22 protein-coding genes are annotated in these 25145 nt (G+C 61.9%); 8 read left to right on the plus strand and 14 right to left on the minus strand.

The annotated features are described in order from the left end of the window. The 3 genes from iolD to QTJ18_RS19275 all read right to left on the minus strand — a co-directional run bounded on the left by iolD (position 1) and on the right by QTJ18_RS19275 (position 4693). Positions 1–1824: a 3D-(3,5/4)-trihydroxycyclohexane-1,2-dione acylhydrolase (decyclizing) gene (iolD, locus tag QTJ18_RS19265; protein ID WP_252755461.1), complete on the minus strand. Its 1824-nt coding sequence runs from the start codon at positions 1822–1824 to the stop codon at positions 1–3. Next, positions 1821–3794, minus strand: a complete 1974-nt coding sequence (locus QTJ18_RS19270) for a bifunctional 5-dehydro-2-deoxygluconokinase/5-dehydro-2-deoxyphosphogluconate aldolase (protein WP_252755462.1) — start codon at positions 3792–3794, stop codon at positions 1821–1823. The genes iolD and QTJ18_RS19270 overlap by 4 nt, the downstream gene beginning before the upstream one ends. A gap of 86 nt (positions 3795–3880) precedes the next feature. Further along, positions 3881–4693: a MurR/RpiR family transcriptional regulator gene (locus QTJ18_RS19275; protein ID WP_252755463.1), complete on the minus strand. Its 813-nt coding sequence runs from the start codon at positions 4691–4693 to the stop codon at positions 3881–3883. A gap of 123 nt (positions 4694–4816) precedes the next feature. Here QTJ18_RS19275 and iolG point away from each other — a divergent pair, with 123 nt between their 5' ends. Continuing rightward, positions 4817–5806, plus strand: coding sequence for an inositol 2-dehydrogenase (gene iolG, locus QTJ18_RS19280; protein ID WP_252755464.1), 990 nt, complete (start codon positions 4817–4819; stop codon positions 5804–5806). A gap of 27 nt (positions 5807–5833) precedes the next feature. Here the strand turns inward: iolG and QTJ18_RS19285 are convergent, their stop codons facing one another. From QTJ18_RS19285 to QTJ18_RS19315, 7 genes are all read right to left on the minus strand, one after another. Next, a complete protein-coding gene (locus QTJ18_RS19285; protein ID WP_252755465.1) occupies positions 5834–7207 on the minus strand; it encodes an FGGY-family carbohydrate kinase in 1374 nt (457 codons plus the stop codon). Then, a complete protein-coding gene (gene rhaM / locus QTJ18_RS19290; RefSeq protein ID WP_252755466.1) occupies positions 7204–7524 on the minus strand; it encodes an L-rhamnose mutarotase in 321 nt (106 codons plus the stop codon). The genes QTJ18_RS19285 and rhaM overlap by 4 nt, the downstream gene beginning before the upstream one ends. Further along, a complete protein-coding gene (locus tag QTJ18_RS19295; RefSeq protein ID WP_252755467.1) occupies positions 7521–8531 on the minus strand; it encodes an ABC transporter permease in 1011 nt (336 codons plus the stop codon). The genes rhaM and QTJ18_RS19295 overlap by 4 nt, the downstream gene beginning before the upstream one ends. Beyond that, positions 8528–9520, minus strand: a complete 993-nt coding sequence (locus QTJ18_RS19300; RefSeq protein WP_252755468.1) for an ABC transporter permease — start codon at positions 9518–9520, stop codon at positions 8528–8530. The genes QTJ18_RS19295 and QTJ18_RS19300 overlap by 4 nt, the downstream gene beginning before the upstream one ends. 10 nt (positions 9521–9530) lie before the next feature. Continuing rightward, positions 9531–11063 (minus strand): sugar ABC transporter ATP-binding protein, encoded by a 1533-nt coding sequence (locus QTJ18_RS19305; protein ID WP_252755491.1) that lies wholly within the window; start codon positions 11061–11063, stop codon positions 9531–9533. A gap of 107 nt (positions 11064–11170) precedes the next feature. Then, on the minus strand, positions 11171–12175 hold the full coding sequence (rhaS, locus tag QTJ18_RS19310) for a rhamnose ABC transporter substrate-binding protein (RefSeq protein WP_489667284.1): 1005 nt from the start codon (positions 12173–12175) through the stop codon (positions 11171–11173). Between the two features lie 57 nt (positions 12176–12232). Further along, entirely contained in the window at positions 12233–13045 is an 813-nt protein-coding gene (locus tag QTJ18_RS19315) for a DeoR/GlpR family DNA-binding transcription regulator (protein ID WP_252755469.1), read from the minus strand. 206 nt (positions 13046–13251) lie between these two features. Here QTJ18_RS19315 and QTJ18_RS19320 point away from each other — a divergent pair, with 206 nt between their 5' ends. Together QTJ18_RS19320 and rhaI are read left to right on the plus strand one after the other, a co-directional pair. Next, positions 13252–15348, plus strand: a complete 2097-nt coding sequence (locus tag QTJ18_RS19320) for a bifunctional rhamnulose-1-phosphate aldolase/short-chain dehydrogenase (protein ID WP_252755470.1) — start codon at positions 13252–13254, stop codon at positions 15346–15348. A 156-nt stretch (positions 15349–15504) separates the two neighbouring features. Further along, on the plus strand, positions 15505–16797 hold the full coding sequence (rhaI, locus tag QTJ18_RS19325) for an L-rhamnose catabolism isomerase (protein WP_252755471.1): 1293 nt from the start codon (positions 15505–15507) through the stop codon (positions 16795–16797). A 39-nt stretch (positions 16798–16836) separates the two neighbouring features. Here the strand turns inward: rhaI and QTJ18_RS19330 are convergent, their stop codons facing one another. After that, complete coding sequence (locus QTJ18_RS19330; RefSeq protein WP_252755493.1) at positions 16837–17385, minus strand: cupin domain-containing protein; 549 nt, start codon at positions 17383–17385, stop codon at positions 16837–16839. A gap of 152 nt (positions 17386–17537) precedes the next feature. On the opposite strand from QTJ18_RS19330, the gene aptA reads away from it, so the two are divergent. Continuing rightward, positions 17538–18872, plus strand: coding sequence for an omega-aminotransferase AptA (gene aptA, locus QTJ18_RS19335; RefSeq protein WP_252755472.1), 1335 nt, complete (start codon positions 17538–17540; stop codon positions 18870–18872). A gap of 117 nt (positions 18873–18989) precedes the next feature. Here aptA and QTJ18_RS19340 read toward each other — a convergent pair whose 3' ends face one another. Both QTJ18_RS19340 and QTJ18_RS19345 read right to left on the minus strand, forming a co-directional pair. Continuing rightward, positions 18990–19466: an ArsR/SmtB family transcription factor gene (locus QTJ18_RS19340; RefSeq protein WP_252755473.1), complete on the minus strand. Its 477-nt coding sequence runs from the start codon at positions 19464–19466 to the stop codon at positions 18990–18992. After that, positions 19463–20125 (minus strand): peroxiredoxin, encoded by a 663-nt coding sequence (locus tag QTJ18_RS19345; RefSeq protein WP_489667285.1) that lies wholly within the window; start codon positions 20123–20125, stop codon positions 19463–19465. The genes QTJ18_RS19340 and QTJ18_RS19345 overlap by 4 nt, the downstream gene beginning before the upstream one ends. A 121-nt stretch (positions 20126–20246) precedes the next feature. On the opposite strand from QTJ18_RS19345, the gene QTJ18_RS19350 reads away from it, so the two are divergent. Next, entirely contained in the window at positions 20247–21185 is a 939-nt protein-coding gene (locus QTJ18_RS19350; protein WP_252755474.1) for an MBL fold metallo-hydrolase, read from the plus strand. A 36-nt stretch (positions 21186–21221) separates the two neighbouring features. Next, positions 21222–22013 (plus strand): sulfite exporter TauE/SafE family protein, encoded by a 792-nt coding sequence (locus QTJ18_RS19355; RefSeq protein WP_252755475.1) that lies wholly within the window; start codon positions 21222–21224, stop codon positions 22011–22013. A gap of 87 nt (positions 22014–22100) precedes the next feature. Here QTJ18_RS19355 and QTJ18_RS19360 read toward each other — a convergent pair whose 3' ends face one another. Then, positions 22101–23129, minus strand: coding sequence for a linear amide C-N hydrolase (locus tag QTJ18_RS19360; protein ID WP_252755476.1), 1029 nt, complete (start codon positions 23127–23129; stop codon positions 22101–22103). 260 nt (positions 23130–23389) lie between these two features. Here QTJ18_RS19360 and QTJ18_RS19365 point away from each other — a divergent pair, with 260 nt between their 5' ends. Both QTJ18_RS19365 and QTJ18_RS19370 read left to right on the plus strand, forming a co-directional pair. Further along, complete coding sequence (locus QTJ18_RS19365; protein ID WP_252755477.1) at positions 23390–23908, plus strand: DUF1269 domain-containing protein; 519 nt, start codon at positions 23390–23392, stop codon at positions 23906–23908. 33 nt (positions 23909–23941) lie between these two features. Then, entirely contained in the window at positions 23942–25138 is a 1197-nt protein-coding gene (locus QTJ18_RS19370; RefSeq protein ID WP_252755478.1) for an NAD-dependent epimerase/dehydratase family protein, read from the plus strand. Positions 25139–25145 lie beyond the last annotated feature (7 nt).

The raw sequence follows: 25145 nt of genomic DNA on the forward strand, positions 1-25145 counted from the left end.
TCAATGTCTTTCCTTCAGCGCAGCCTCATAGGCGGAGCGCGCTTTGTTGACCTCTTTGCGGGCGGAGACTTCCGGCACCGCCACATCCCACCAGTGACCGCCGGCTGATGGCGTTGGATAGGGATCGGTGTCGATGACGATCACCGTCGGCGCGCTGGCATGCCGGGCGGCCTCGAGTGCCGTTTCCAGTTCGCTGATCGAGGCTACTTTGGCAGAGCTCGCTCCCATGGCCGCGGCATGGGCCGCAAAATCGATGGCAACCGGATTGGCCTGGTTGGTGTGGACATAGAGATTGTTGAACTCGGCGCCGCCGGTGCCCATCTGCAACCGGTTGATGCAGCCGTAGCCGCGGTTATCGGTGATCACCACGGTGATCTTCATGCCCATGGCCACGGCCGTGGCCAGTTCTGAATTCATCATCATGTAGGAGCCGTCGCCCACCATGACGATCACGTCGCGCTCGGGCTGCGCCATCTTGATGCCGAGGCCGCCGGCGATCTCATAGCCCATGCAGGAAAAGCCGTATTCCATATGATAGGAAAGCGGCATCCTGGCCTTCCATAGCTGGTGCAATTCACCCGGCATGGTGCCCGCGGCGCACATGACCACGGTGTCATCGCGCGCGGCACGCTGCACGGCCCCAATCACCTGCATGTCGGTCGGCAAGGTATTGGCGTCGGTCGGCGCGGCCGTCACGGCATCGGCCTTCGCAAACCAGCTCGCCTTCAACTGCCCGTCGGGGGGCGGCAGACGGTGAGCGCCGAGCGCCGCCGAAAGCCGCTGCAAACCCACTTTCGCATCGGCGACCAGCGGCATGGCATCATGTTTGGCACTGTCATAGGCCTGCACATTCAGGGCCAGGATCTTCCGGTCGGGGTTCTTGAACAGCGCCCAGGAGCCCGTGGTGAAATCCTGGAAACGCGTTCCGACGCCGATCACCAGATCCGCCCGCTCGCATACCTGATTGGCGCTGTCGCAGCCGGTGACGCCGACGGGGCCGAAGTTCAGATCATGATCCCAGGCAAGCGCGGATTTTCCGGCCTGCGTCTCGACGACCGGGATCTGATGCGTCTCGGCAAAGGCCCTCAGCGTCTCGGTTGCGCCGGAGAAATGCACGCCGCCGCCGGCGACGATCACCGGCGACTTCGCCGCCTTCAAAGCCTTGACCGCCTCCTCGAGTTCTTCCCTGTCGGGCTCCGGCCGACGGAAGCGCCAGGTGCGTTGCGCGAAGAAGCTTTCCGGATAATCGTAAGCCTCCGCTTGCACATCCTGGCAGAAGGCAAGCGTCACGGGTCCGCAATCGGCGGGATCGGTCAGCGTGCGCATGGCGCGCGGCAGTGCGGTCAGAAGTTGCTCAGGCCGTGTGATGCGATCGAAATAGCGGCTGACCGGCCTGAAGCAGTCATTGGCCGAAACGCTGCCATCCTCGAAATCCTCGATCTGCTGCAGGACGGGATCGGGCCCGCGATTGGCAAAGACATCGCCGGGAATGAACAGCACCGGCAGGCGGTTGACATGCGCCAGCGCGGCCGCCGTGACCATGTTGAGCGCTCCCGGACCGATGGAAGAGGTCACCGCCATGGCCCGGCGCCGGCCGAGCTGCTTGGCATAGGCGATCGCGGCATGCGCCATGGATTGCTCGTTCTGTCCGCGATAGGTCGGCAATTCCTCCCGCACGCCGTAAAGGGCCTCGCCCATGCCCGCCACATTGCCATGGCCGAAGATCGCCCAGACACCCGCTATATAGGGAAGGCCATCCTCGTTCATCTGGCAGGCGAGGTAGCGCACCAGCGCCTGCGCCGCGGTAAGACGGATCGTTGTCATGCCTTTCCTCCCCCTGTCACTTTCACGGCGTCGGCCTTTGCGCTGACATCCGTGCGGGCGCCAGCACGGGCATCAGCGCGGGCCTCATCCCAGATCCGGCACAAGCGCCGGTATCGCGCGGCCATATCCTCCACGGCAGCCTGATCGCTGATCCGGCCGGCAAGCCACTGCCGCGCGGCCTCCCCGAAGATCGTGCGGCCGACCGCAAAACCTTTGACCAGATCAAAGGCGGCGGCAAGGCCGAAGCTCTCCTCCAGCTCCGCCTGCGGCGCGTCGAGGCCCAGAACCACGATGCCGCGCGTATAGGCATCGTGCCGCTCGACAGCGGCGCAGGCATTCGCCCAGGCAGCGCGGCTCTTCATCGGCTCCAGCTTCCACCAGTCGGGATAGACGCCGATCTCATAGAAGCGGTCGATGATCTGCGCTGTCGTTTGGTCATCAACGGTGCCGACCTTGGACGGTATGACCTCCAGCAGGAATTCCAGCCGGTTGCGCCGCGCCGCCTCGAACAGGCGCTTGACGGTCTCCTCCTGACGATCCTTCATCTCTGCCGTATCATCGGGATGGTAGAAGCAGAGGACTTTCACCACATGTTCGGCGGCCCATTCGCTCAAGCCGCCGCAATCAAAACCGAGATCGGGCTCCAGCGTCAGGGGGCGCGAGCCGGGCCATTCGGCTGGCCTGCCGATCCACAAGCCGCTGCCCGCCGCGGCAAACAAGGCCTGCCGGCCGAGCCGGCCATCGCAGAGAATGCCATAGCCGGCCTGCCCGTCAGCCACTGCAGTTGCCGCCTGGAGGCAAAGCGACTTGAAGGCGCCGATCCGATCCGCCGGCACGCCGGCCTCCTCGGCCATCGCCTCCAGTTGCATGCGATGATCGAAGGCGAAGACGCGCATGGTCGACCAGTCGCCCTTGCGGTTGGTGGACCAATGCACCTGTTCCAGCGCCGCATCCTTGCGCAACGCCTTGGTGCGGATACCGACCTTGAAGAAATACTGCAGTTCCTCCCAGCTCGGATAAGCGGGCGTGCAGCCGTGACGGGAAACGGCGAAGGCGCCGCAGGCATTGGCATATTTCAGCGCCGTCGGCCAATCTTCGCCCGTCAGCCAGCCCTTCAGCAGTCCGGCCATGAAGCCATCGCCGGCGCCGAGAACGTTGAAAACCTCGATCGGAAAACCGGGACCGGTCTGCCCCTTGTCAAGGCTGTCGGGAATCTCGCCCTCGAAGACGGCCGCGCCCATAGGGCCGCGCTTGCACACGAGCGCCGCATTCGACACCCTGCGGACCGCCCGCAATGCCTCAAGCGTATCGGTGGAGCCGCCGGCAATGTGGAACTCCTCTTCCGTCCCGACGATCAGGTCGAAGAGAGACAGCGTGCCCAGCAATTTTTCCGTGACCTTGCGGGATTCGATGAACCGGCTTTCGCCCGCCTCATGCCCTGCCAGACCCCAAAGATTGGGGCGATAATCGATATCCAGCGCCGTAAGCGCCCCACTCTGGCGGGCAAGCCGCAGCGCCTTCATCACCGCCGCCTCCGTGCGCGGATGCGACAAATGCGTCCCCGTGACGGTGACGCAGCGGGATTGTTCGATGAAGGAGGGATCGATATCCTCCTCGCACAGCGCCATATCGGCGCAGTTTTCCCGATAGAAGATCAACGGAAACTGGTTCTCGTCGCGAATGCCCAGCAGTACAAGCGCCGTCAGGCGCTCGGGATCGGTCTTCACCCCACGCACATCCACGCCTTCGCGGACGAGCTGCTCACGGATGAAGCGTCCCATATGCTCGGCACCGACCCGTGTGATCAGAGCCGATTTCAGACCCAGGCGCGCAGCACCGGCCGCAATATTGGTGGGCGAGCCGCCGATGTATTTGCTGAAGGAATTCATGTCCTCCAGCCGGCCACCCACCTGGGCACCGTAAAGGTCCACGGACGATCGACCGATCGTGATCACATCAAGTGGCTTCAAGAGGCCCTCCCTTTTGCAGCGACGACGCCTCCCGCATCGACATAATAGACTATAAATTCCAAATTCTATTATTTCAATACGAATATTCAGCTCGTGCGACGTGCGCCGACAGCTGTCGACAAGGCAATGGCGAGGCAGAGCGTCGCCGACAAGGATCGAAAGGCGCCGAAATCCACTTCGGAGACAGTGAGAATGGTGGCACCCATTTTTCGAAGCGGATTGACGGTCGCATCCGTGAGGGCAACGACCGGGACATTGCGGCTGACAACACTCTCGACCAAAGCAAGGGTTTCCGCAGAATAGGGAGAGAAGGTGATTGCCAGCAAGGCATCGCCCGGCAGAATGGCGCAGGCACCGTCGAGCCCGCCCGTTCCACTGTGCAGGACCGCCGGAACCTGCATCTTCTCCAAGGCATAGGCGATATAGCTGGCGACGGGGAAGGAGCGGCGCAGGCCAACAATATGCACGATGCGGGCCTCCGCCAGCGTCTCGACTGCTGCCTCAAGCATCTGATCGTCCACGGATTTCAGAAGATTCTCAAGAGATGCCCGCCCAGCCTCGACAAACTCCGCCAGCAGCCGTGAGCCATTCTGTTCGCCAAGGTCGCGCAGATGGTCGAGCCGTGTCCTGTAATCCGGCCATCCGCCGACGTAACTGTCGCGAAACAACCTCTGCATCTCGCTATAGCCGGAAAAGCCGAGGATCTGGCAGAAGCGCATGAAGGCCGAAGGCTGCACGCCGGCGCCCTCGGCCATTTCCGCCACCGTGGAGACGGCGATCCGGTCGCTATGAGCGGCGACATAATCGGCGCATTGCTTCAACCGCTTGGGTAGCGATGCGGTTACCGCCAGCAGCCGCTCCTCGAATTCCTGCACGCTTGCCGGCACTCCCTTGACCATGTCGCCACCTTTCCCACCTTGACACGAATATGGCTTCACTCTAGCAAAATAGAATAGAAATTCCAAAGCCTGTTCGAGCACTGCCTGACGGGTCTGGAATGCCAAAGTGGAGGAGGAGACCCCATGGTGACGAGATTGGCCCTGCTCGGGGCAGGACGGATTGGCAAAGTGCATGCCAAAGCCATTGCCGCGGACCCCCGCGCAAAGCTGGTGGCCGTAGTGGATGCCATGGAAGCGGCCGCACGCGCTATTGCCGACGAGGCCGGCTGCGCGGTCACGACGATCGAGGCGGTTCTGGCCGACAGGAATGTCGATGCGGTGATCATCTGCACGCCGACCAACACGCATGCGGATCTGATCGAGAAATTCGCCCGCGCCGGCAAGGCGATCTTCTGCGAAAAACCGATCGATCTGGACGTTGCGCGGGCGCAGGCTTGCATCGATGTGGTGGCGCAGACGGGTGCCAAGGTAATGCTGGGCTTCAACCGCCGCTTCGATCCGCATTTTCAGGCGGTCCGCGCCGAAATCGACAAGGGGACGATCGGCAAGGTCGAGATGGTGACGATTATCAGCCGCGATCCGGGCGCGCCGCCAGTTGATTATATCAAGGTGTCGGGCGGCATCTTCCGTGACATGACCATTCACGACCTGGACATGGCGCGCTTCCTGCTCGGCGAAGACATCAAGACGGTCTTTGCCACCGGCGCGGTGCTGGTCGATCCCAAGATCGGCGAGGCAGGCGACTATGACAGCGCAAGCCTCATCCTGACGACGGCGAGCGGCCGCCAGGCGATCATCTCCAATTCGCGTCGCGCAACTTATGGCTACGATCAGCGCATCGAAGTGCATGGATCGCTCGGCTCCGTCTCGGCGGAAAATCAGCGGCCGGTCTCCATCGAGGTCGCCAGCCAGCACGGTTATACAAGGCCGCCGCTGCATGACTTCTTCATGACCCGCTACACCGCAGCCTATGCGGCAGAAATCGCCGCCTTCATCGATACGGTGGAAAAGGGAGCGAAGGCTTCGCCTTCGGCCGAAGATGGCCTGATCGCGTTGAAACTTGCCGATGCTGCGCTCAAATCCGCGCAGACGGGAGCAGCCGTCACCCTGTGACCGGCAGGTGAGGTCAGCCCTCTGCCGTCAGGACAGGCTTTCCCGCCAGGCTCTTGCATAGGCGCCCAGGCTGTCGCCGTCGAACCGGCTCATGATCTCACGAGACTTAGCCGATTGGCGGGCGCCCGCCAGGAGCCCGGCCCCTTGTGCGGTGCCGGTCGAGCCCGAAACGGCAAGAACGGGTCGCCCGAGGAGCGCCTGAAGGCTTTCCAGATAGGCGGCATTCGATGCGAAGGGCCCCTCCACCAGGACCGGCCCCCTGGCGCCGATCAGCCCGAGGCATGTCTCGGTCATCAATGCCAGATAAAGGCAGGCCGCCGCCCACCGTTCTGCCTCCGATGCGCCCTTGGCATTGATCCAGCGGCTTTCGAGACCAGGATAGGGGCCGGATCCGGAGGAGAGGTTGGGAGTGAGCAGGAGCTGCCTTTCCAAAACCGAAGGCAGGGCAGCCAGCACGCCCTCCCCATCCGGCGGACCGATCCTTTCGACCAGCAGCTCGAATTCGCGCCCGCCCATGAAGCGCGACGAGGGCACGGCGCGGCCATAGGCATCGACATTGGCCAGCGTGTCCCGTGCCGGATCCAGATGCGCGAGATCGCCACCGACGGCAAAATTGATGACCCAGGTTCCGGTCGAAACCACCGCAAAGGGCGCCGCGCGATCGACCAGGTGCGGGAGGAGCGAGGCATTGGAATCGTGAATGCCGCAATAGACCGGCACTTCACGTGTCAGATGCAGCGCGGCGGAAAGCTCCGGCCGAACGGGGCCCAGCGCTTCGAAGGCGGAGCGGACCGGCGCCATCTTGTCGCGGATATCCAGACGATCGACGAGTGAGGAGAAGCTCGCCTCGCCGGGCCGCCACAGATCCGTGTGACAGCCAAGTGATGTCGCCTCGTTCGCGGCAATGCCGGTCAGCCGGTAAGCCCAATATTGCGGATAGGTGACAATCCTGTGCACCCTTGCGAAGTCATCCGGAAAAGTAGTTTTCTGGAAATGGATCTGGGCGCCAAGATTGAGGCCGCCGGACAGGGCCGGGGAATAGGTTTCCGAAAAGGGCGGACGCAAGGCGGCATAGGCATCGCGGATCGGCTGCGGATATTCGTATTCGTAATCCAGCACCGGCAAAGCCAGCGCGCCGGCCGCATCCAGAAGCACGCCCGATGCACCATGGGCGGTGATGGAAATGGCATCGTATCCGGGCGTCACGGCGAGTTCGCCAAGCGCCTCCAGAAAAAAACGCCAGAGCCCCTCGATGTCGTAATGCGGATAGGGCTGGGCGGCGATCACCTTGTTCGGCCGGCGCCGGACGTCCAGCTCCCTGCCGCTTTCACAGTCAAGCACCAGCACCTTGGCATTGGTCTTGCCGATATCGAGAACGGCAATGCGGTGCACTGATGTCATGGCAGATGGAAGACCGGCACGAGATCGACGGCCACGGGCGAATTGTCCGGATTGGTCTCCATGAGATCGGCCATATGCGCCCACCAGCGCTTCATCACCGGATGGTCCGGCAGGCCCGCCATGCCATGATCCGCCGGTCGCGTCAGGACGGCGAACAGGATATCGGTTTCCGGATCGAGATGGATGGAATAATCGCTGACGCCGGCTTCTGCGAGAAGCTTCACCAGATCGGGCCAGATCTCGTCGTGCCGCTTCCGGTATTCAGCCTGCATTCCGGGGTTCAGCTTCATCTTGAATGCATATCTTTCAGAACTCATGATCTGCCTGCCTGCTTGATGCGCCGCGCCAGAATGGGCAGCGCGATGGTCATGATGAGCAGAAGCCCGACGAAGATGGACATCACAATGCCCGGCACGTTGAGAAGGCCGAGGCCGAAGGTCACAAGCCCCATGACGAAGGCGGCAATCACCACGCCGGCAATCGTGCCCGCACCGCCGAGGATCGAGACGCCGCCCAGCACCACCATGGTCACCACTTCCAGCTCAAAGCCCTGCGCGATCGACGGACGGGTGGAGCCGAGGCGGGAGGTCAGGCAGACGGCGGCAATGCCGCTCATCAGCCCCGTCAGCAGGAAGAGGATGAACTTCACCCTTTCGACGGGAACGCCGGAGAAGCGCGCGGCAAATTCGTTATTGCCGATGACATAGACCTGGCGGCCGAAATTGGTGGCGTGCAGGAGAACCGCAAAAAGCGCACCGCAAAGGAGGAAGAGGCCAAATTCGAAGGAGAAGACCCAGACGAGATAGCCCTGACCGAAATAGGCGAAGCTTTCCGGATAGCCGCCATAGGCCTTGTCGCCGAGAACGAGATAGGCAATGCCGCGGAAAAGGCTCATGGTGCCGATCGTCACTACGATGGACGGCAGTTTGAGCCCGGAGACCAGCAGGCCGTTGAACGCTCCGCAGGCGAGGCCGACACCGAGACCGATCAGCACCAGGCCCGGCGTTCCGATCCCGTATTGCGCGGCCGCCCCCATGGCCGTCGACGCCAGGGCAATGATCGCGGCCACGGAGAGATCGATCTCACCGGCAATGATCAGCATGGCCATGGCAAAGGCAATCAAAGCCTTTTCGGTGAAATTGAAGGTCGCGTCGGATAGGTTCCAGGCGTCGAGAAAGTAGGGCGAAGCCAGCGAATTGGCGATGAAGATCAGGATCGCCACGCCGAAGAGCAGGACTTCCCAGCTGGAAAGGATGCGGCTGACCGGGGTTCCGAGACGATCGGGAATGGCCCGGCGGTGGGTGGCCGGTGTATGGTCGCTCATGCGGTCACCTTTGAAGCAGGCTGGCTATTGCGCAGGATGATGCGGCCCTTGCGCGCTTCTGCGCGGGCATTGAAGACGACGGCCAGGATGATGACGATGCCGGAAATCGCCATCTGCGCGAAAGGCGAGATGCCGATCACCGGCAGGGCATTCTTGATCACGCCGAGGAACAGGGATCCGAGAAGCGCGCCGGCCACCGAGCCTATGCCGCCCGCAATCGAGATGCCGCCGATGACACAGGCCGCAACGCTGTCGAGTTCGAAGCCATTGGCGATATCGACATAGGCCACGGCATAGCGCGACACCCAGAGATAACTGCACAGGCCCGCCATGGCGCCGGACAGGACGAAAGCGAGGAAGCGGGTTCGCCCAACGTCGATCCCGGCATAGACGGCCGCCACCGGATTGCCGCCGGAGGCATAGGCCGATCGTCCGAAGGCGGTGCGGCTGAGCAGGAACCACATCGCGACCACGACAAGGATCGCCACCCAGGACAGGACCGGCAGGCCGAGAATATTCGTCCGCGGCACGTTGAGAAAGGTCGGCGTCATCTGGTGCGCATTCACCCAGCTTCCGCCGGAGAGGACGAAGGCCATGCCGCGATAGATGGTCAGGGTGCCGAGCGTTACGACGATCGGCGGGATCTGCAGGATCCAGACGAGGAAGCCGTTGATCGCACCAAGAAAGGCGCCGATTCCAAGCGCCATGACGATCAGCACCGGCAATGGCAGGCCGGGAAAGGCGGCATTGGTCATGGCAACGGCCATTCCGGTAAAGGCAAGATTGGCCGCCACCGACAGGTCGATCGATTTGGTGAGGATCACGGTCATCTGGGCAAGAGCCAGAATGATCAGGATCGAGGTATCGTTGAAGATATTCGCCAGATTGCCGGGCGCCGCGAAACCGGCGGCGCGGGTGGAAAAGCCGGCAATCATGAGGAGGATGATGCCGCACAGCAAGAGTTCGCGGCGTTTCAACAGGCGTTTCATGCTTGAACCCTCACGCATTGCCGGTGGCGGCGCGCACCAGCTGTTCCGCCGTCGCCTCCGCCCGATCGAACAGGCCTTCCATCAACCCCTCGCGCATCACCATGATCCTGTCCGACATGCCGAGAATTTCCGGCAGTTCGGACGAGACCATGATGATGGACAGGCCCTGGGAGGCGAGTTCGGAAATGAAACCGTGTACGGCGGCCTTGGACCCGATATCGATGCCCTTGGTCGGCTCGTCGAGAATGATGACCTTCGGCTGCGTTGCGAGCCATTTGCCGATCACCACTTTTTGCTGATTGCCGCCGGACAGGGTGCCGACCGGCACGGACAGGGCGGCGGCGCGCAGATCGAGCCTCTCGGCATATTGCCGCGCCAGAGCCAGCTCGTTGGCCGCCTTGAGAAAGCCGGACCGCGAGGTGCGCGCGAGCGAGGGAAGCGACATGTTCTGATAGATCGGCATGGGCAGCGCCAGTCCATGCCGCCCGCGTTCTTCCGGAACATAGACGATGCCCGCCGCGATGGCATCCCGCGAGGAGCGGATCACCACCGGCCGACCCTCAAGGGTAAGGCTTCCAGCGGAGGGGCGGGTCATGCCGAAAAGCGATTGGCACAGTTCCGAGCGGCCCGCGCCGATCAGGCCGTAAACGCCGAGGATCTCGCCGCGCTTCAATTCAAAGGAAATGTCCCGGAATTCGGTGGGATGGCTATAGCCCGTGACCGTCAGCACGGTCGGCCCGATATCGGCCTCGGCCTTGGGAAAGACGTCATGGACATCGCGGCCGACCATCAGGCGAACGATCTCGCCCTGTTCCGTCTGCGAAAGACTGCCTGCACCCACGGCCTTGCCATCGCGGAATACGACGTAGTTTTCGGCGATCTCATAGACCTCGTCGAACTTGTGGCTGATGAACAGGATGGCCTTCCCCTGTCGCTTCAAGCCTTCGACGATGCGGAAAAGATCGTCGATTTCCTTGCGCGACAATGCGGCGGTCGGCTCATCCATGATGACGATGCGCGCTTCGACCGAGAGAGCCCTGGCGATCGCGACCAGATGCCGCTGGGCGATCGACAGATCCTTCAGCCTGATCGTCGGATCGATGTCGCTTTCCAGCTCGCGCAGCAGGTCACGCGATCGCGCGTTGATGCTCGTCCAGTCCATGGTGCCGAAGCGTGTGCGGGGCGCATGGCCGAGAAAAATGTTTTCGCCGACCGTCAGCTCGTCAAAGAGCACGGTTTCCTGATGGATGGCCGTGACGCCGGCATCGATCGCAGCCTGCGCGCTGGCGAACTGGACGGCCCGGCCGTCGAGCAGGATCTCGCCTTCGCTGGGCCAATAGATACCGGTCAGGATCTTCACCAGCGTGGATTTCCCGGCGCCATTTTCACCGATCAGCGCCGTCACCTGCCCCGGATAGAGGCTGACGGAGACCTGATCCAGCGCCTTCACCCCCGGAAAGATCTGGCTGATGCCGCGCATTTCGAGAATGGGCGCCAGGACCGGCTTCTGTTCGTTTACAATCGGCTGGCGTCGTAAAGGCATCATCGTATCAACCGGTTCGCTTCTATTCGATAAAAGACGAGCACTCCCCCTCTGCCCGACAGGGCAGAGGGGGGCAGCAGAAGCCTACGCTCGGCTTCCGCCATTCTTCAGAAGATCTTCGAGAACTGATCGATATTCTTCGCATCATAGACGAAGGGATCCGCCATGGCGGCCTCGCCATTGTCGCCAATCTTGATCGAGCCCATGCGGCCGGCCTTCACCTCGCTGCCCGGTTTCCCGGTCGCATCACCCTTGACTAGGTGATAGGCGATCTGCGTGGCGGAATAGCCGAGGTCGATCGGGTTCCAGATGGCGAATTCCTTCGTCGCCCCGGACTTGATCGCGCCGGCCATTTCCGACGGAAGACCGAGACCGGTCACATAGACCTGGCCGATCTTGCCGGCATCCTTGACGGCCTGCGACGCCGCCAGCACGCCAACGGTAGTCGGCGCGACGATCACCTTCACATTCGGCTGCGATGTCAGGAGGCCCTGCGCTTCGCGATAGCTCTTGTCGGCCAGGTCGTCGCCATACACCGTGGTGACGAGGTTGAGGCCGGGGAAATCCTTCAGCTGCTTCTTCATTTCGGCGATCCAGATATTCTGGTTCGTCGAGGTGGTGGTGGCCGACAGGATGGCGAAATCGCCTTTGCCATCCGCCAGATGGTTCTTGGCAAGCGTCAGGCACATCTTGCCGATCAGCTCGTTCGAGGATGGGTTGAGGTGCATGATGCGGCCGGCCGGCGCAACGCCGGAATCCCAGGAGATCACCTTGATGCCGCGCTGCGTGGCCTTCTTCAGCGCTGGCACGACGGCGTCCGGATCATTGGCGGAGATGGCGATGGCATCGACACCCTGGGCGATCAGCGAATTGATGACTTCGATCTGTCCTTCGGCCGTCGTCGTGGTGGGTCCAGTATAGATGATTTCCACGCCGCCCAATTCCTTGGCGGCCTCCTGCGCGCCCTTGTTGGCGGCTTCGAAGAAGCCGTTGCCGAGCGATTTGACCACAAGTGCGATCTTCATGTCTGCGGCAGAGGCCATGCCCGCCATGGATACCGAGGCTGCCAGCGCAAGCGTCGCCGCGCCCAGGAACCGTCTTGTCATTTTCATGTTTCATTCCTCCCAGTTAAAGACCAGTTCACTCCCCTTCCCCGGCCGCCGATCCTCTCAGGCGACGGAGGAAGCATCCTCCCTGCCGGTCGAAGCCATGGGCTTGACCGTCAGAACCGTCACGCCGGCCGCTTCGAGCATGGCAACGGCATCGTCCGGCACGCCATCATCGGTGATGATGGTCGAGACATTTTCCAGCGGGCACAGGATCATGCTGGACCGCCGCGTAAACTTGCTGGAATCGACCATGACGATCAGCTCTTCCGCCTGCCGCATCAATCTCTGTTCGCTCTGGATGACCAGCGCATCCGGCTCCATCACGCCGAGAGCGGATATGCCCTGGGCACCGATGAACATGCGGCGCGCGTAGAAATTGCGGATCCCGTCATTTTCGAACGGGGACAGGATGAGGCTCTGGTCGCGATAGATCGAGCCGCCCGGCACCGAGACCGTGCATTTGGAATGCTTGACCAGATGCTCGGCGATCGCGAAGGAATTGGTCATGACCTGCAGGCGTCGGGCCGACATGAAATGCACCATCTGGAACGTTGTCGTTCCACCATTGATGATGATCGAATCGCCTTCCTGGCACAGCTCAATTCCCGCCCGCGCAATGGCGCGCTTCTTGTCGATATTGACGGATTCGGACACGCGGAACGGCCGCGCCGTCAGGCTGCCCTGCTGCGGCGGATGCACGGCCTCCGCTCCGCCCCGCACGCGCCGAAGCTTGCCCTGAACGTGCAGCGCCGCGATATCACGGCGGATCGTCGCCTCCGAGGCCTCCGTCAGTTCGGCAATATCCTGGACCGTGACCACAGGCTTCTCCTGGATCGCGCTCAAGATGATGCGGTGGCGTTCACGTTCGTGCATTGGCTCCTCCTTGTTCCGATTTATTCGCAACGACGCGCAACTGTCAATCATAATCGATCATGAAAAGTTATATTGCGCCGCACAACGAATGAATTTGATCGTTTGTGATTGACATTCGCAGCAAGTCTGCGCGATATCCTGCATCCAAAGCAGTGTGTCGGCCTGCCTTGAGGATGGCCGCATCAAGACATGGGAGGACTAAGCGCATGTCGGGCCAACCCCGCCTTCTCGATAACCGCTGGGATGATGATCACGCCGCCGGCCTGGATGAGCCAGGCAAGCTGCTCTATCGTTCCAACCTGCTCGGCGCCGACAAGCGCATCACCAATTACGGCGGCGGCAATACATCCGCCAAGGTGATGGAGACCGATCCGCTGACCGGCCAACAGGTGCAGGTCCTTTGGGTAAAGGGCTCCGGCGGCGATGTCGGCACCATCAAGCTCGATGGCTTCGCGACGCTCTACCAGGAGAAGCTCGAGGCGCTGAAAGGTCTCTACCAGGGCGTTCAGGATGAAGACCGGATGGTCGGCTTCCTGCCGCACTGCACCTTCAACCTCAACCCGCGCGCCGCTTCCATCGATACGCCGCTGCACGGCTTCGTCCCCTTCAAGCATGTCGACCATATGCATCCGGACGCCATCATCGCGATTGCTGCCGCCAAGAATTCGCGCGAATTGACGCAGGAGATCTTCGGCTCCGACATCGGCTGGCTGCCCTGGCGGCGTCCCGGCTTCCAGCTGGGCCTTGATCTCGAAGCCTTCGTCAAGGCCAATCCCGGCGCCAGAGGCGTGGTGCTGGAAAGCCATGGCCTGTTCACCTGGGCCGATGATGCCAAGCAATGCTATGAACTCACCCTGGAAATCATCAACAAGGCGATTGCCTGGTTTGCGGAAAAGACCGAGGGCAAGGTGATCTTCGGCGGCGCCGTGAGCGAGAGCCTGACGAAGGATCAGCGTCGCGCCATCGCCGCCCGGCTGATGCCGGAGATCCGCGGCAGGATTGGCCGGGACGAGCGAAAGCTTGGCGCCTTCGATGACCAGGACGCGGTCCTCGAATTCGTCAATTCGCGGGATCTGAAGCCGCTTGGGGCACTCGGCACCTCCTGCCCGGATCACTTCCTGCGCACCAAGATCCGTCCGCTGATCGTCGAGTTCGACCCGGCCAATCCGGATGTGGATGCCGTCATCGCCGGCCTGGATCAGGCGCTGGAGGCGTATCGCGCCGATTACACGCGCTATTACGAGACCTGCCGCCACGACAACTCCCCAGGCATGCGCGATCCAAACCCGGTGATCTTCCTGGTGCCCGGCGTCGGCATGTTCTCCTTTGCCAAGGACAAGGCGACGGCGCGGATTGCCGGCGAATTCTATGTCAACGCCATCAATGTGATGCGCGGCGCCTCCACCGTTTCCGAATATCAGGGCCTTCCCGAACAGGAGGCCTTCGATATCGAATACTGGCTGCTGGAAGAAGCAAAGCTCCAGCGCATGCCGAAACCGAAGAGCCTTGCCGGCCGGGTGGCACTGGTCACCGGCGGCGCCGGCGGCATCGGCCGCGCGACGGCCGAACGGCTGATGGCGGAAGGCGCCTGCGTCGTGCTTGCCGATATCGATGCCGAGGCGCTGGATGCGGCCAAGGGTGACTTTGCCAAGCGCTATAGCGCCGACGCCGTGCGTTCGGTCCAGCTGGACGTGACGCGCGAAGAGGCGGTCGCGGCCGCCTTTGCCGATGCCTGCGTGGAATTCGGCGGCATCGATATCCTCGTCTCCAATGCCGGAATTGCTTCTTCCGCGCCGGTGGAGGAGACGACGCTCTCCATGTGGGACAAGAATATCGGCATCCTGGCGACCGGCTATTTCCTTGTCTCTCGAGAGGCCTTCCGCCTCTTCCGCCGCCAGAACCTGGGCGGCAATATCGTCTTCGTCGCTTCCAAGAACGGGCTGGCCTCGTCTCCCAATGCATCGGCCTATTGCACGGCCAAGGCAGCCGAGATCCATCTCGCTCGATGCCTGGCCCTGGAGGGGGCCGCGGCGGGGATCCGCGTCAATACCGTCAATCCCGATGCGGTGCTGCGCGGCTCCAAGATCTGGAACGGCGAATGGCGCGAGCAGCGGGCCGCGTCCTCGAAAATCGAGGTCACCGATCTGGAGGAGCATTATCGCAAGCGCTCCCTGCTGAAGCTGAACGTCTTTCCCGAGGATATCGCCGAGGCCATCTATTTCCTGGCATCCGACCTTTCGGCAAAATCCACCGGCAACATCATCAATGTCGATGCCGGCAATGCCCAGAGCTTCACGCGGTAAAGTAACCTTTCCGTCTGGTATTTTCGGGGCTCACTCCCCTTTGCCTCGCAGGCATTTCTGCCTCACGGGGAGATCGGCAAGACAGAGGGAGTAGCCCCGCAACGCAGCCTATAGAGGGGCAGTGATAAAAGTGAACGGTCTGCACGGGAGGAAGCAATGACAGATCTGAAGATTGCCGGCGATCTCATCGCCACGGAAAACGACAAGCGCGGTGCCGCCCACCGGTCGGACTATGCGGCGCTGGGCGAGAGACTGGCCCGCAACAACATCGATATCGACGCCATCACGCAAAAGGTCGCGGACTTCTTCGTGGCGGTCCCTTCCTGGGGGGTCGGCACCGGCGGGACGCGTTTTGCCCGGTTTCCCGGCCGCGGCGAGCCGCGCAACATCTTCGACAAGCTGGACGATTGCAGCGTGATCCAGCAGTTGACGCGGGCGACCCCGACGGTCTCCCTCCATATCCCCTGGGACAAGGCTGATCCGAAAGACCTGAAGGCGAAGGGGGAATCGCTCAGCCTCGGCTTCGACGCAATGAATTCCAACACGTTTTCCGATGCGGCGGACCAGGCCCATTCCTACAAATACGGCTCGCTCAGCCATGTGGATGCGGCAACCCGCGCCCAGGCCGTCGAGCACAATATCGAATGCATCGAGATCGGTCGCGCCATCGGCTCGAAGGCCCTGACGGTCTGGATCGGCGATGGGTCGAACTTCCCCGGCCAGGCGAACTTTACGCGCCAGTTCGAGCGTTATCTCGACTCCATGCGTGAGATCTATAAGGCGCTGCCCGATGATTGGCGGCTGTTTTCCGAACACAAGATGTATGAGCCTGCCTTCTATTCCACCGTCGTGCAGGATTGGGGCACCAACTACCTGATCGCCCAGACGCTCGGCGACAAGGCCTTCTGCCTCGTCGATCTCGGCCATCACGCGCCCAACACCAATATTGAAATGATCGTGGCGCGGCTGATCCAGTTCGGCAAGCTCGGTGGCTTCCACTTCAACGATTCCAAGTATGGTGACGACGATCTGGACGCCGGCTCGGTCGAGCCCTACCGCCTCTTCCTCGTCTTCAACGAACTGGTGGATGCCGAGTATCGCGGAGTTCAGGGTTTCCACCCTGCGCACATGATCGACCAGAGCCACAATGTGACGGATCCGATCGAGAGCCTTATTTCATCGGCCAACGAGATCCGTCGCGCCTATGCCCAGGCCCTGCTCGTCGACCGCGGCAGCCTGGAAGGCTTTCAGGCAGAGAACGACGCGCTGATGGCCACGGAAACCCTCAAGCGCGCCTATCGCACCGATGTCGAGCCGATTCTCGCAGAGGCCCGTCACCGGGCCGGCGGTGCGATCGATCCGCTGCAGACCTATCGCGCCAGCGGTTATCGCAACCGCGCCGCAGCCGAGCGTCCGGCCAGCAAGGGCGGTTCGGGCGGGATCGTCTGATCCGGCCGGACACCCGCGTCAGACCGGCAATGAAGCACTTCAGAAGGTGGGCGGCGTGCAGGCGCTGATCACCTCGCAGGGCACAGGCCCCACGCAGCGAAAGCGGTGGGGTCTGCGGCTCTCGAAATAATAGGCATCGCCCGGCCCCAGAATACGCCGCTCGCCATCCACAGTCACCTCCAGCCGGCCTGACAGCACGATGCCGCCCTCCTCGCCCTCATGCACCAGCATGACCTTGCCCGTATCGGCGCCGGGCTGATAGCATTCCTTCAGGATCTGGAGACTGCGGCCAAACAGGTTATCCCCCACCTGGCGAAAGGAGATCGCGCCTTTGCCGATCTCCACCAGTTCTTCCGCTGCGTAGAAGGCCTTCATGGCCCGCCCCGGCTCCAGCGCGAAGAATTCCGCAAGCCCGATGGGAATGCCGTCAAGAATACGCTTCAAGGCGCCCACCGAGGGGTTAGAGGCATTGGACTCGATCAGCGAGATCGTTGAATTGGTGACGCCTGCCCGCTTGGCAAGTTCCCGCTGCGAGAGCTTGTGGGCGAGGCGCACGTGACGCAAACGGCTGCCGACATCGACGGTCATCATCAAACCCGTGTTATCTCTGTTCGATATATCGAAACATTAGCCAGGCCGCGCGATGCTTTTCAAGGCCTTGGCCGCTTCAAGAAAAGGCCTTGTTGCTGGAGCAAAATTGGCTGACAAAGAACCAAAGCGAAAACGAGGGAACTGCCGCTATGGATTACTCGAACAAGAGCAATATGCCGCCGCTGGACAATTTCTGGATGCCGTTCACGGCCAACCGGCAATTCAAGGCCGCGCCGCGCCTGCTGGCGGAAGCGGATGGCATGTATTACACCGATGTCGACGGCAACAAGGTGCTGGACGGCACGGCCGGCCTCTGGTGCGTCAATGCCGGCCATGGCCGCAAGCGCATTGCCGAAGCGGTGGAGCGCCAGCTTCGCACGCTCGATTTCGCGCCGACCTTCCAGATGGGCCACCCGATCGCCTTCGATTTCGCGGCCAAATTGGCGGCCATCGCTCCGGGCGGACCGCAAGCCGGCCTCGACCGAGTCTTCTTCACCGGCTCCGGGTCGGAATCGGTCGATACGGCGCTCAAGATCGCCATTGCCTACCAGCGCGCCATCGGCCAGGGAACCCGCACCCGCATCATCGGCCGTGAGAAGGGCTATCACGGCGTCGGCTTCGGCGGGATTTCCGTCGGTGGCCTCGTCAACAACCGCCGCGTCTTCCCGCAGATCCCCGCCGACCACATGCGCCATACGCTCGATATCGAGCGTAATGCCTTCTCCAAGGCCCTGCCGCCGCATGGGCTGGAGCTTGCCGAGGATCTGGAGCGGCTGGTGCAGTTGCACGGCCATGAAACCATTGCCGCGGTGATCGTCGAGCCCCTGTCGGGTTCGGCCGGCGTTGTCGTTCCGCCCAAGGGCTATCTCGAAAGGCTGGGCGCCATTGCCGACAAATACGGCATCCTGTTGATCTTCGACGAAGTCATCACCGGCTTCGGCCGCCTCGGCACGCCCTTCGCAACCGATTACTTCGGCGTCATTCCGGATCTCGTGACCACCGCCAAGGGGCTGACCAATGGCGCCATTCCGATGGGCGCCGTCTTTGCCAGCCGCAAAGTGCATGACGGCCTGATGAATGGTCCCGACAATCAGATCGAACTCTTCCACGGCTATACCTATTCCGGCCATCCCGTTGCGAGCGCCGCCGGCATCGCCACCCTGGAAATCTACGAGGAGGAAGGGCTTCTGACGCGCGGGGCAGAGCTTGCCGATGCCTGGCAGGAGGGCCTGCACAGCCTGAAGGATCATCCCAATGTCACGGATATCCGCAATCTGGGCCTCGTCGGCGCCGTCGAAATGACACCGCGCAATGGCGCTCCCGGCGCACGCGCCTATGACATCTTCGTCGATTGCTTCCAGAAGGGACTGCTGATCCGCGTCACGGGCGATGTGATTGCCCTGTCGCCGCCGCTGATCATCGAAAAGCATCAGATCGAGACGATCGTCTCCATGCTGGGTGACGCGATCAAGCGCGCCGCCTGACGCGCCGCCGCTGCCTGCTGTCTTCACGAGCCGCTTCCGCGTTACGACAATGCGGAAGCGCAGCACAGGCCTGAAGCGGGGCGGAGCAAGGCGCGGGCTCCGGCTCGGGGACCGATCTCATTTGCCGGTGTCGAGCCGCGCCCAGAAGGCCATTTCGCCGCCGAAATCAGGGGCCGGCTTGCCAAGACCGGTCCGGTCGCGGCCGGCGGCCGGCTCCTTCCCATCCGTGATGCTGTCGATGTCTCCATCAATAGCAGCATCGCCCGCCGCATCCCTGTCCCCTTCGCTGGCGCAGAACATCCGCATCAGCATCTCCATCACCATAATCACTCGATCATCGGCGAGCGAATAATAGATCTGCCGCGAGGATCGTCGCGTCTTGACCACGCCGGCCTGGCGCAGTTCCGCAAGCTGTTGCGACAGCGCCGGCTGCTTGAACTCCAGATCCGCCTGGATTTCGCCGACGGACCTCTCCCTCTGGGCGATATGGCAAAGCAGCATCAGCCGGCTGGGCGTGCTGAAGAGGCGCATGAAATCGGCGGCATCCGCCGCTCTGTCCTGCAAGGCCTCCGGCGAGACAGGCATGGTCCTCATGCGGGGCGCCTGCGAAAATACCAGGATTGCCCCTCTTCGACGGCATCGGCCGCCTGAAGCGAGGAAGCGGCCGGCTCCACCAGCGGATCGCCCGGCTGCCAGCCTTCCGGCGTCAGTGCCTTCTCCCGATCGCTTGTCTGCAGGGCTTGCACCAGCCGCAGCAATTCCTCGACCGATCGTCCAACCGTCATCGGGTACCAGATGATGGCGCGGATGATGCCGTCCGGATCGATGACATAGGTCGCCCGCACGGTCCCGCTGTTTTGCGCAGAGGCATCCAGCATGCCATAGGCTTTGGCGATCACCATGGCGGCGTCCTCGATCAGCGGAAAGCCGACCGTCACGCCGAAGCTGCGTTCAATGTCGAGCAGCCATGCCACATGCGAATAGAGACTATCGACGGAGAGGCCGAGAAGCGCGCAATTCAAGGCATCGAACCGCGATTTCGCCTGCGCCAGGGCTATGAATTCACTGGTGCAGACGGATGTGAAATCGGCCGGATGCGAGAAGAACAGCAGCCAGCGGCCGCGATAGTCCGCAAGCGCGATCTCACCCGCGGTGGAGCGCGCGCGAAATATCGGCGCGGGATCGTTCAACCGCAGCGATATTGCCGGGGGACGCTGGTCGAAGGCTGTCTCTTCCATGTTCGATCCTGTCATTCGGTGTCACCTCGTGATCATAGGAGGCTGTCGCGTCCAAGGCCACAAAATACATGTTTGCATGATTACGGTAAATATGTATTTATACTGGCCGAAGCTAACCGGACCCGGGAGGGAAGCCATGACCGAGATCGCAGCAGATCCGCACCTGATCCATGCATCCGAGATCATCGAGGCCGCGCTGGCCGATCCGCAGAAGCGACCTGTCGTCCGCTCCTTCTTTGATCCTGCAACCTTTACTATCAGCCATGTGGTGCGCGACCCGGCATCGCATGCCTGCGCCATCATCGATAGCGTGCTGGATTTCGACGCAGCCTCCGGTCGCACGATGAATGAATCGGCAAGGCACCTGATCGATTACATAAAATCGGAAGGGCTGGAGGTTCAGTGGCTGCTTGAAACCCATGCCCATGCGGATCATCTCTCCGCCGCGCCACTGCTGCAGGCCGAACTGGGGGGCCAGCTTGCCATTGGCCGCGACATCATCCGGGTGCAGGAAGTCTTCGGCAAGATCTTCAATGCCGGTACGGAATTCCAGCGCGACGGCAGCCAGTTCGACCACCTGTTTCAGGATGGCGATCGCTTCCGGATCGGTGAAATCGAAGCCACCGTCCTGCATGTGCCGGGGCATACCCCGGCCTGTCTCGCCTATGTCGTGGGCGATGCCGTCTTTCCGGGCGACACGATGTTCATGCCGGATTACGGCACGGCTCGCTGTGATTTTCCCGGCGGCGATGCCAGAACGCTCTATCGGTCGATCCGGCGGCTGACCAAGCTTCCCGGTGCGGCGCGGATGTTCATGTGCCACGACTACAAGGCGCCCGGCCGCGAAGACTATGCCTGGGAGACAACGGTGGCCGCCGAGCGCGATGGCAATATCCATGCCCATGCCGGCGTCGGCGAGGATGACTTCGTGGCGATGCGCAATGCCCGCGATGCCACGCTGTCCATGCCGAAGCTCATCCTCCCGTCCGTCCAGGTCAATATGCGGGCCGGCCGGTTGCCTCCTGCGGATGACAATGGCGTCCAGTACCTCAAGATCCCGCTCAACGCCCTGTGACTGTCATGGCCGCCCCTTGCCGCTCATGAGGCCCAGATGAATCTCGAACCCGTGCAATATGGGCTTGGCGCCCTGTCCGGCGGCCTTGTGGGCTTCACGCTCGGCCTCTTCGGCGGCGGCGGATCCATCCTGGCGGTCCCGCTGATGGTCTATGTCGTCGGCGTCCCGAGCGCGCATCTGGCGATCGGAACCAGCGCCTTTGCCGTGGCCGCCAATGCGATTGCCAATCTTATCGGACATGCCAGGCTCGGCCATGTCAAATGGCGGTGCGCGGGAATCTTCAGTGCTGCCGGGATTGCCGGGGCGCTGATCGGCTCGAGCATCGGCAAGATGATCGACGGGCAGAAACTTCTGGTTCTGTTTGCCTTCCTGATGTTACTGGTCGCCGGGCTGATGCTGCGCAAGCGGGGCCAGGAGGGCAATCCCGGCGCGCAATGCTCCCGCGAGAACCTCCACAAGGTCGCCGGGCTCGGCGGCCTCACGGGCATTTTGTCGGGCTTTTTCGGCATAGGCGGCGGCTTCCTGATCGTGCCCGGCCTGATCGCCTCGACAGGGATGCCGATTCTTTATGCCATCGGTTCCTCGCTGGTCGCCGTGGCTTCCTTCGGCCTTACCACCACGGTCAATTATGCTCTATCCGGTTATGTCGATTGGCTTCTGGCCGCCGTCTTCGTGGCCGGCGGCGTCCTCGGCGGATTGCTGGGCGCCAGGCTGTGCAAGCAGCTTTCCGGGCAAAAGGGCATGCTGAACAGCCTGTTCGCCGGGGTTGTGATGCTCGTGGCGACCTACATGCTCTATCGTGGCCTGGGCCTCGGTGCGCAGGCGTGACGAAGGTGACGCGCATGACAAACGCGTCAGGCATGTCAAACGCGTCAGGCATGGCAAATGTGACGGGCGGAAGCTTCGAGCCCATCCTCAGCGGGGCCTGGCGAATTTCGAGGTAATATCGCCATTCAGCGACAGCGCGTAAGCGTCAATCCCCCTTTCGCCACTGTTCGGCGCGAAGTCGATCGCCGTCAGCTCCACCCAATAGAGGCTGGGAGATGTGGCGGAGTGAAAATAATAGGTGCCGTGGGTCGAATCCGCCAGGGTGAACCACAGGGTCGGCCAGGCATCCTCGGCATTGCTGCCGGACGTATCCTTCGCACCCCGGGGTACGGCAACGTTGCGCGCAACAGATTGAGCATCGGCAAGCGCCTGCAGCACACTCTCCGCCGGCGGCAGGGTCTTGAGATAGGTAGCCGCCCGGACGAAGCGGCTGGCCGGATCGATATCGCCCGGCAGCGGCTTTGAGCCTCCGAAGAGCTTGTAGTTGCGGATCGTCTCCAGCTGGGTTTCAAGCGGCGGCTCGTTGGTCATCACGGTATAGTCCTTGCCGTGATGGATGACGATCTTGCCATCGACGAATTCTATGATGGCTGAATCGCCATCGGCATCGGATATGGAAAGATGCAGGGGCCACTGGACGCCGTCGAAAGCGACGGGAACGATCCGGACCGCCTTCATGGCCTCGACGGCTTCCGCGACCGAGCTGAAATTGTCGAGCACGTACTGGCCCCATGACAGGTTGGACAGGCCCGGCCGCTCGTCACACGGCTCATAGCTGGTATTTCCGAGATAAAGTATGTCTGCCACAAGCCCGCGCTCATTCATGCCATCGGTCGTCGAGGTCAGGTTCGCCGTCACGGCAACGCTTCCATATTTCGACGTCCACTGGAGCGGCTTGCCCTCGCCCGTGTCGGAAACCCGATCCATTCCGCGCGGATAGACGACCATTCGCGCCCGATCCGGCCGGTTCAGATCCATGGTGCGCGCAACGATGGTCGCATGCCCGTTATTGTTGGAGAGGATGCGGGAGCATGCAAGGACACTGGCCGGCAGGCTTGCGGCTGCAACGCCAGCGATCAGGCTGGCCGTGACAAAAATCTTCAGTTGGTTCGACATTGAAAGCACCTCGCTGATCAGCGGCACATCGGTCTCCGCGGGACATGCGAGCCTATCGCCATGCATCCGGGCAGTCCCTGCGCCTGGTCAATTGCGGCGCAGGAGCAGAGCAAAGCTTGCTCCGCAAACGGACAAACCCACCCATGGTTGTGCTTCCGGATAAAAATTGACTGCAGTCAATGCTACGGCGGAAAGACCGGCGTAAGTTGCCAATTACGAGCTTTCATCTCCTGTAAATCACATCGGATATGGGATGTAACATGACGAACCTGATTGCTATTGCATTCGACAACATCAACGATGCTGACCATGTTCTGACGGAGCTCAACAGGCTCCAGAAGGAATACTTGGTTGATCTCGAAGATGCTGTCGTCGTCACACGAGATCAAGGCGGCAAGATCAACCTGAAGCAGAGCTTCAACCTGGTGGGCGCCAGTGCCGCCACGGGTGGTATTTCGGGTGCCATATGGGGCACTCTTGTCGGTCTCCTCTTCCTCAATCCCCTGCCAGGACTTGCCGCAGGCTCGGTGGTCGGCGCAGGTGCCGGCGCCCTGTCGGCCTCTCTCGTGGATTACGGGATCGATGACAATTTCATTCGATCGGTGGGTGAGACCCTGTCGCCCGACAGCTCCGCGCTTTTCATCCTCGTGCGCAGGATACAGCCGGAGAAGGTCATTGCCGAACTGTCCAAATTGCCGGGCAAGGTCATCAAGAGCTCGCTTTCTCCCGATGAGGAGCGGCGCCTTCAGACCGCGCTGTCGAGCGGCCTGAAACACTAGCGGATCCTTCGAGCGACCAGTGGAGTGTCGATCATGAAATCAATTCTGGTATTGGGCGGCGACGGGTTCTGTGGCTGGCCGACGGCGCTGCACCTCTCGGCAAACGGCTTTCGCGTCGGGATCGTCGACAATCTCTCGCGTCGGCGGATCGATGAAGAGCTCAAGGCGAGCAGCCTGACGCCGATTGCCTCGATCGGGGATCGTCTGGCGGCCTGGAAAAAGGCCTCCTCGGAGGACATCACGTTCTACCCGATCGATGTCGCCCATGATTATCAGGGCCTGCGCAATCTCCTGTCCGAGTTCAAGCCCGATGCGGTCGTTCATTTCGCCGAACAGCGCTCCGCGCCATATTCGATGAAGAGCCCACAGCACAAGCACTATACCGTCGACAACAATGTCTCGGGCACCCACAATCTTCTGGCAGCGATTGTCGAGCTGGCCCGGGATATCCACATCGTGCATCTCGGCACGGTGGGCGTCTATGGCTATGACGGCAGCGAACTGGCCATGCCCGAAGGCTATCTGGATGTCATCATCCGCGAACCGGGCGGGCGGGAGCACAAGCGCTCCATTCTCTACCCGACGCAGCCCGGATCCATCTACCACATGACCAAGTCGCTGGATCAGCTGCTGTTCCAGTACTACGCCCACAATGATCGCCTGCGCATTTCCGATCTCCATCAGGGTGTCGTGTGGGGAACCCAGACCGACGAGACCCGCCGGGATGATGCGCTGATCAACAGGTTCGACTATGACGGCGATTACGGCACCGTCCTCAATCGCTTCCTGGTGCAGGGCGTCGTCGGCCACGCATTGACGGTGCATGGAACCGGCGGACAGACCCGCGGCTTCATCAACATCCGGGACACGGTGATCTGTGTCAGGCTGGCCATCGAAAACCCGCCGAACCGCGGCGATCGCGTCAAGATCTTCAATCAGGTGTCGGAAACCAAGCGCATCCGCGATCTTGCCGAACTGGTTGCCAAGATCACCGGCGCCCGCATCGCCTATGTCGAAAATCCACGCAATGAGGCGGCCGAGAACGAGCTTGCGGTCACCAATCTTGCGTTTCCGGCGCTCGGCTTGAAGCCGATCCTGCTTCAGCAACAGCTGTTCAACGAGACCATGGAAATCGTGGAGCGCTTCAAGTCCCGATTTGATCCGCGTGTGGTTCCCGCAATGTCCTTGTGGACCGAGCAGAACAAGCCCGGCGTCGTTCCCGAAATGTGAGGTGTAT

Source organism: Rhizobium sp. SSA_523 (genome assembly GCF_030435705.1).
In the GTDB taxonomy this organism is placed as follows: domain Bacteria; phylum Pseudomonadota; class Alphaproteobacteria; order Rhizobiales; family Rhizobiaceae; genus Neorhizobium.

Bases quoted from the DNA above. Each gene is read 5' to 3' on its own strand.
- iolD (WP_252755461.1), bottom strand. From the start codon at position 1,824: ATGACAACGATCCGTCTTACCGCGGCGCAGGCGCTGGTGCGCTACCTC.
- QTJ18_RS19275 (WP_252755463.1), bottom strand. From the start codon at position 4,693: ATGGTCAAGGGAGTGCCGGCAAGCGTGCAGGAATTCGAGGAGCGGCTG.
- iolG (WP_252755464.1), top strand. From the start codon at position 4,817: ATGGTGACGAGATTGGCCCTGCTCGGGGCAGGACGGATTGGCAAAGTG.
- QTJ18_RS19285 (WP_252755465.1), bottom strand. From the start codon at position 7,207: ATGACATCAGTGCACCGCATTGCCGTTCTCGATATCGGCAAGACCAAT.
- rhaM (WP_252755466.1), bottom strand. From the start codon at position 7,524: ATGAGTTCTGAAAGATATGCATTCAAGATGAAGCTGAACCCCGGAATG.
- QTJ18_RS19295 (WP_252755467.1), bottom strand. From the start codon at position 8,531: ATGAGCGACCATACACCGGCCACCCACCGCCGGGCCATTCCCGATCGT.
- QTJ18_RS19300 (WP_252755468.1), bottom strand. From the start codon at position 9,520: ATGAAACGCCTGTTGAAACGCCGCGAACTCTTGCTGTGCGGCATCATC.
- QTJ18_RS19305 (WP_252755491.1), bottom strand. From the start codon at position 11,063: ATGCCTTTACGACGCCAGCCGATTGTAAACGAACAGAAGCCGGTCCTG.
- rhaS (WP_489667284.1), bottom strand. From the start codon at position 12,175: ATGAAAATGACAAGACGGTTCCTGGGCGCGGCGACGCTTGCGCTGGCA.
- QTJ18_RS19315 (WP_252755469.1), bottom strand. From the start codon at position 13,045: ATGCACGAACGTGAACGCCACCGCATCATCTTGAGCGCGATCCAGGAG.
- QTJ18_RS19320 (WP_252755470.1), top strand. From the start codon at position 13,252: ATGTCGGGCCAACCCCGCCTTCTCGATAACCGCTGGGATGATGATCAC.
- rhaI (WP_252755471.1), top strand. From the start codon at position 15,505: ATGACAGATCTGAAGATTGCCGGCGATCTCATCGCCACGGAAAACGAC.
- QTJ18_RS19330 (WP_252755493.1), bottom strand. From the start codon at position 17,385: ATGACCGTCGATGTCGGCAGCCGTTTGCGTCACGTGCGCCTCGCCCAC.
- aptA (WP_252755472.1), top strand. From the start codon at position 17,538: ATGGATTACTCGAACAAGAGCAATATGCCGCCGCTGGACAATTTCTGG.
- QTJ18_RS19340 (WP_252755473.1), bottom strand. From the start codon at position 19,466: ATGAGGACCATGCCTGTCTCGCCGGAGGCCTTGCAGGACAGAGCGGCG.
- QTJ18_RS19345 (WP_489667285.1), bottom strand. From the start codon at position 20,125: ATGACAGGATCGAACATGGAAGAGACAGCCTTCGACCAGCGTCCCCCG.
- QTJ18_RS19350 (WP_252755474.1), top strand. From the start codon at position 20,247: ATGACCGAGATCGCAGCAGATCCGCACCTGATCCATGCATCCGAGATC.
- QTJ18_RS19355 (WP_252755475.1), top strand. From the start codon at position 21,222: ATGAATCTCGAACCCGTGCAATATGGGCTTGGCGCCCTGTCCGGCGGC.
- QTJ18_RS19360 (WP_252755476.1), bottom strand. From the start codon at position 23,129: ATGTCGAACCAACTGAAGATTTTTGTCACGGCCAGCCTGATCGCTGGC.
- QTJ18_RS19365 (WP_252755477.1), top strand. From the start codon at position 23,390: ATGACGAACCTGATTGCTATTGCATTCGACAACATCAACGATGCTGAC.
- QTJ18_RS19370 (WP_252755478.1), top strand. From the start codon at position 23,942: ATGAAATCAATTCTGGTATTGGGCGGCGACGGGTTCTGTGGCTGGCCG.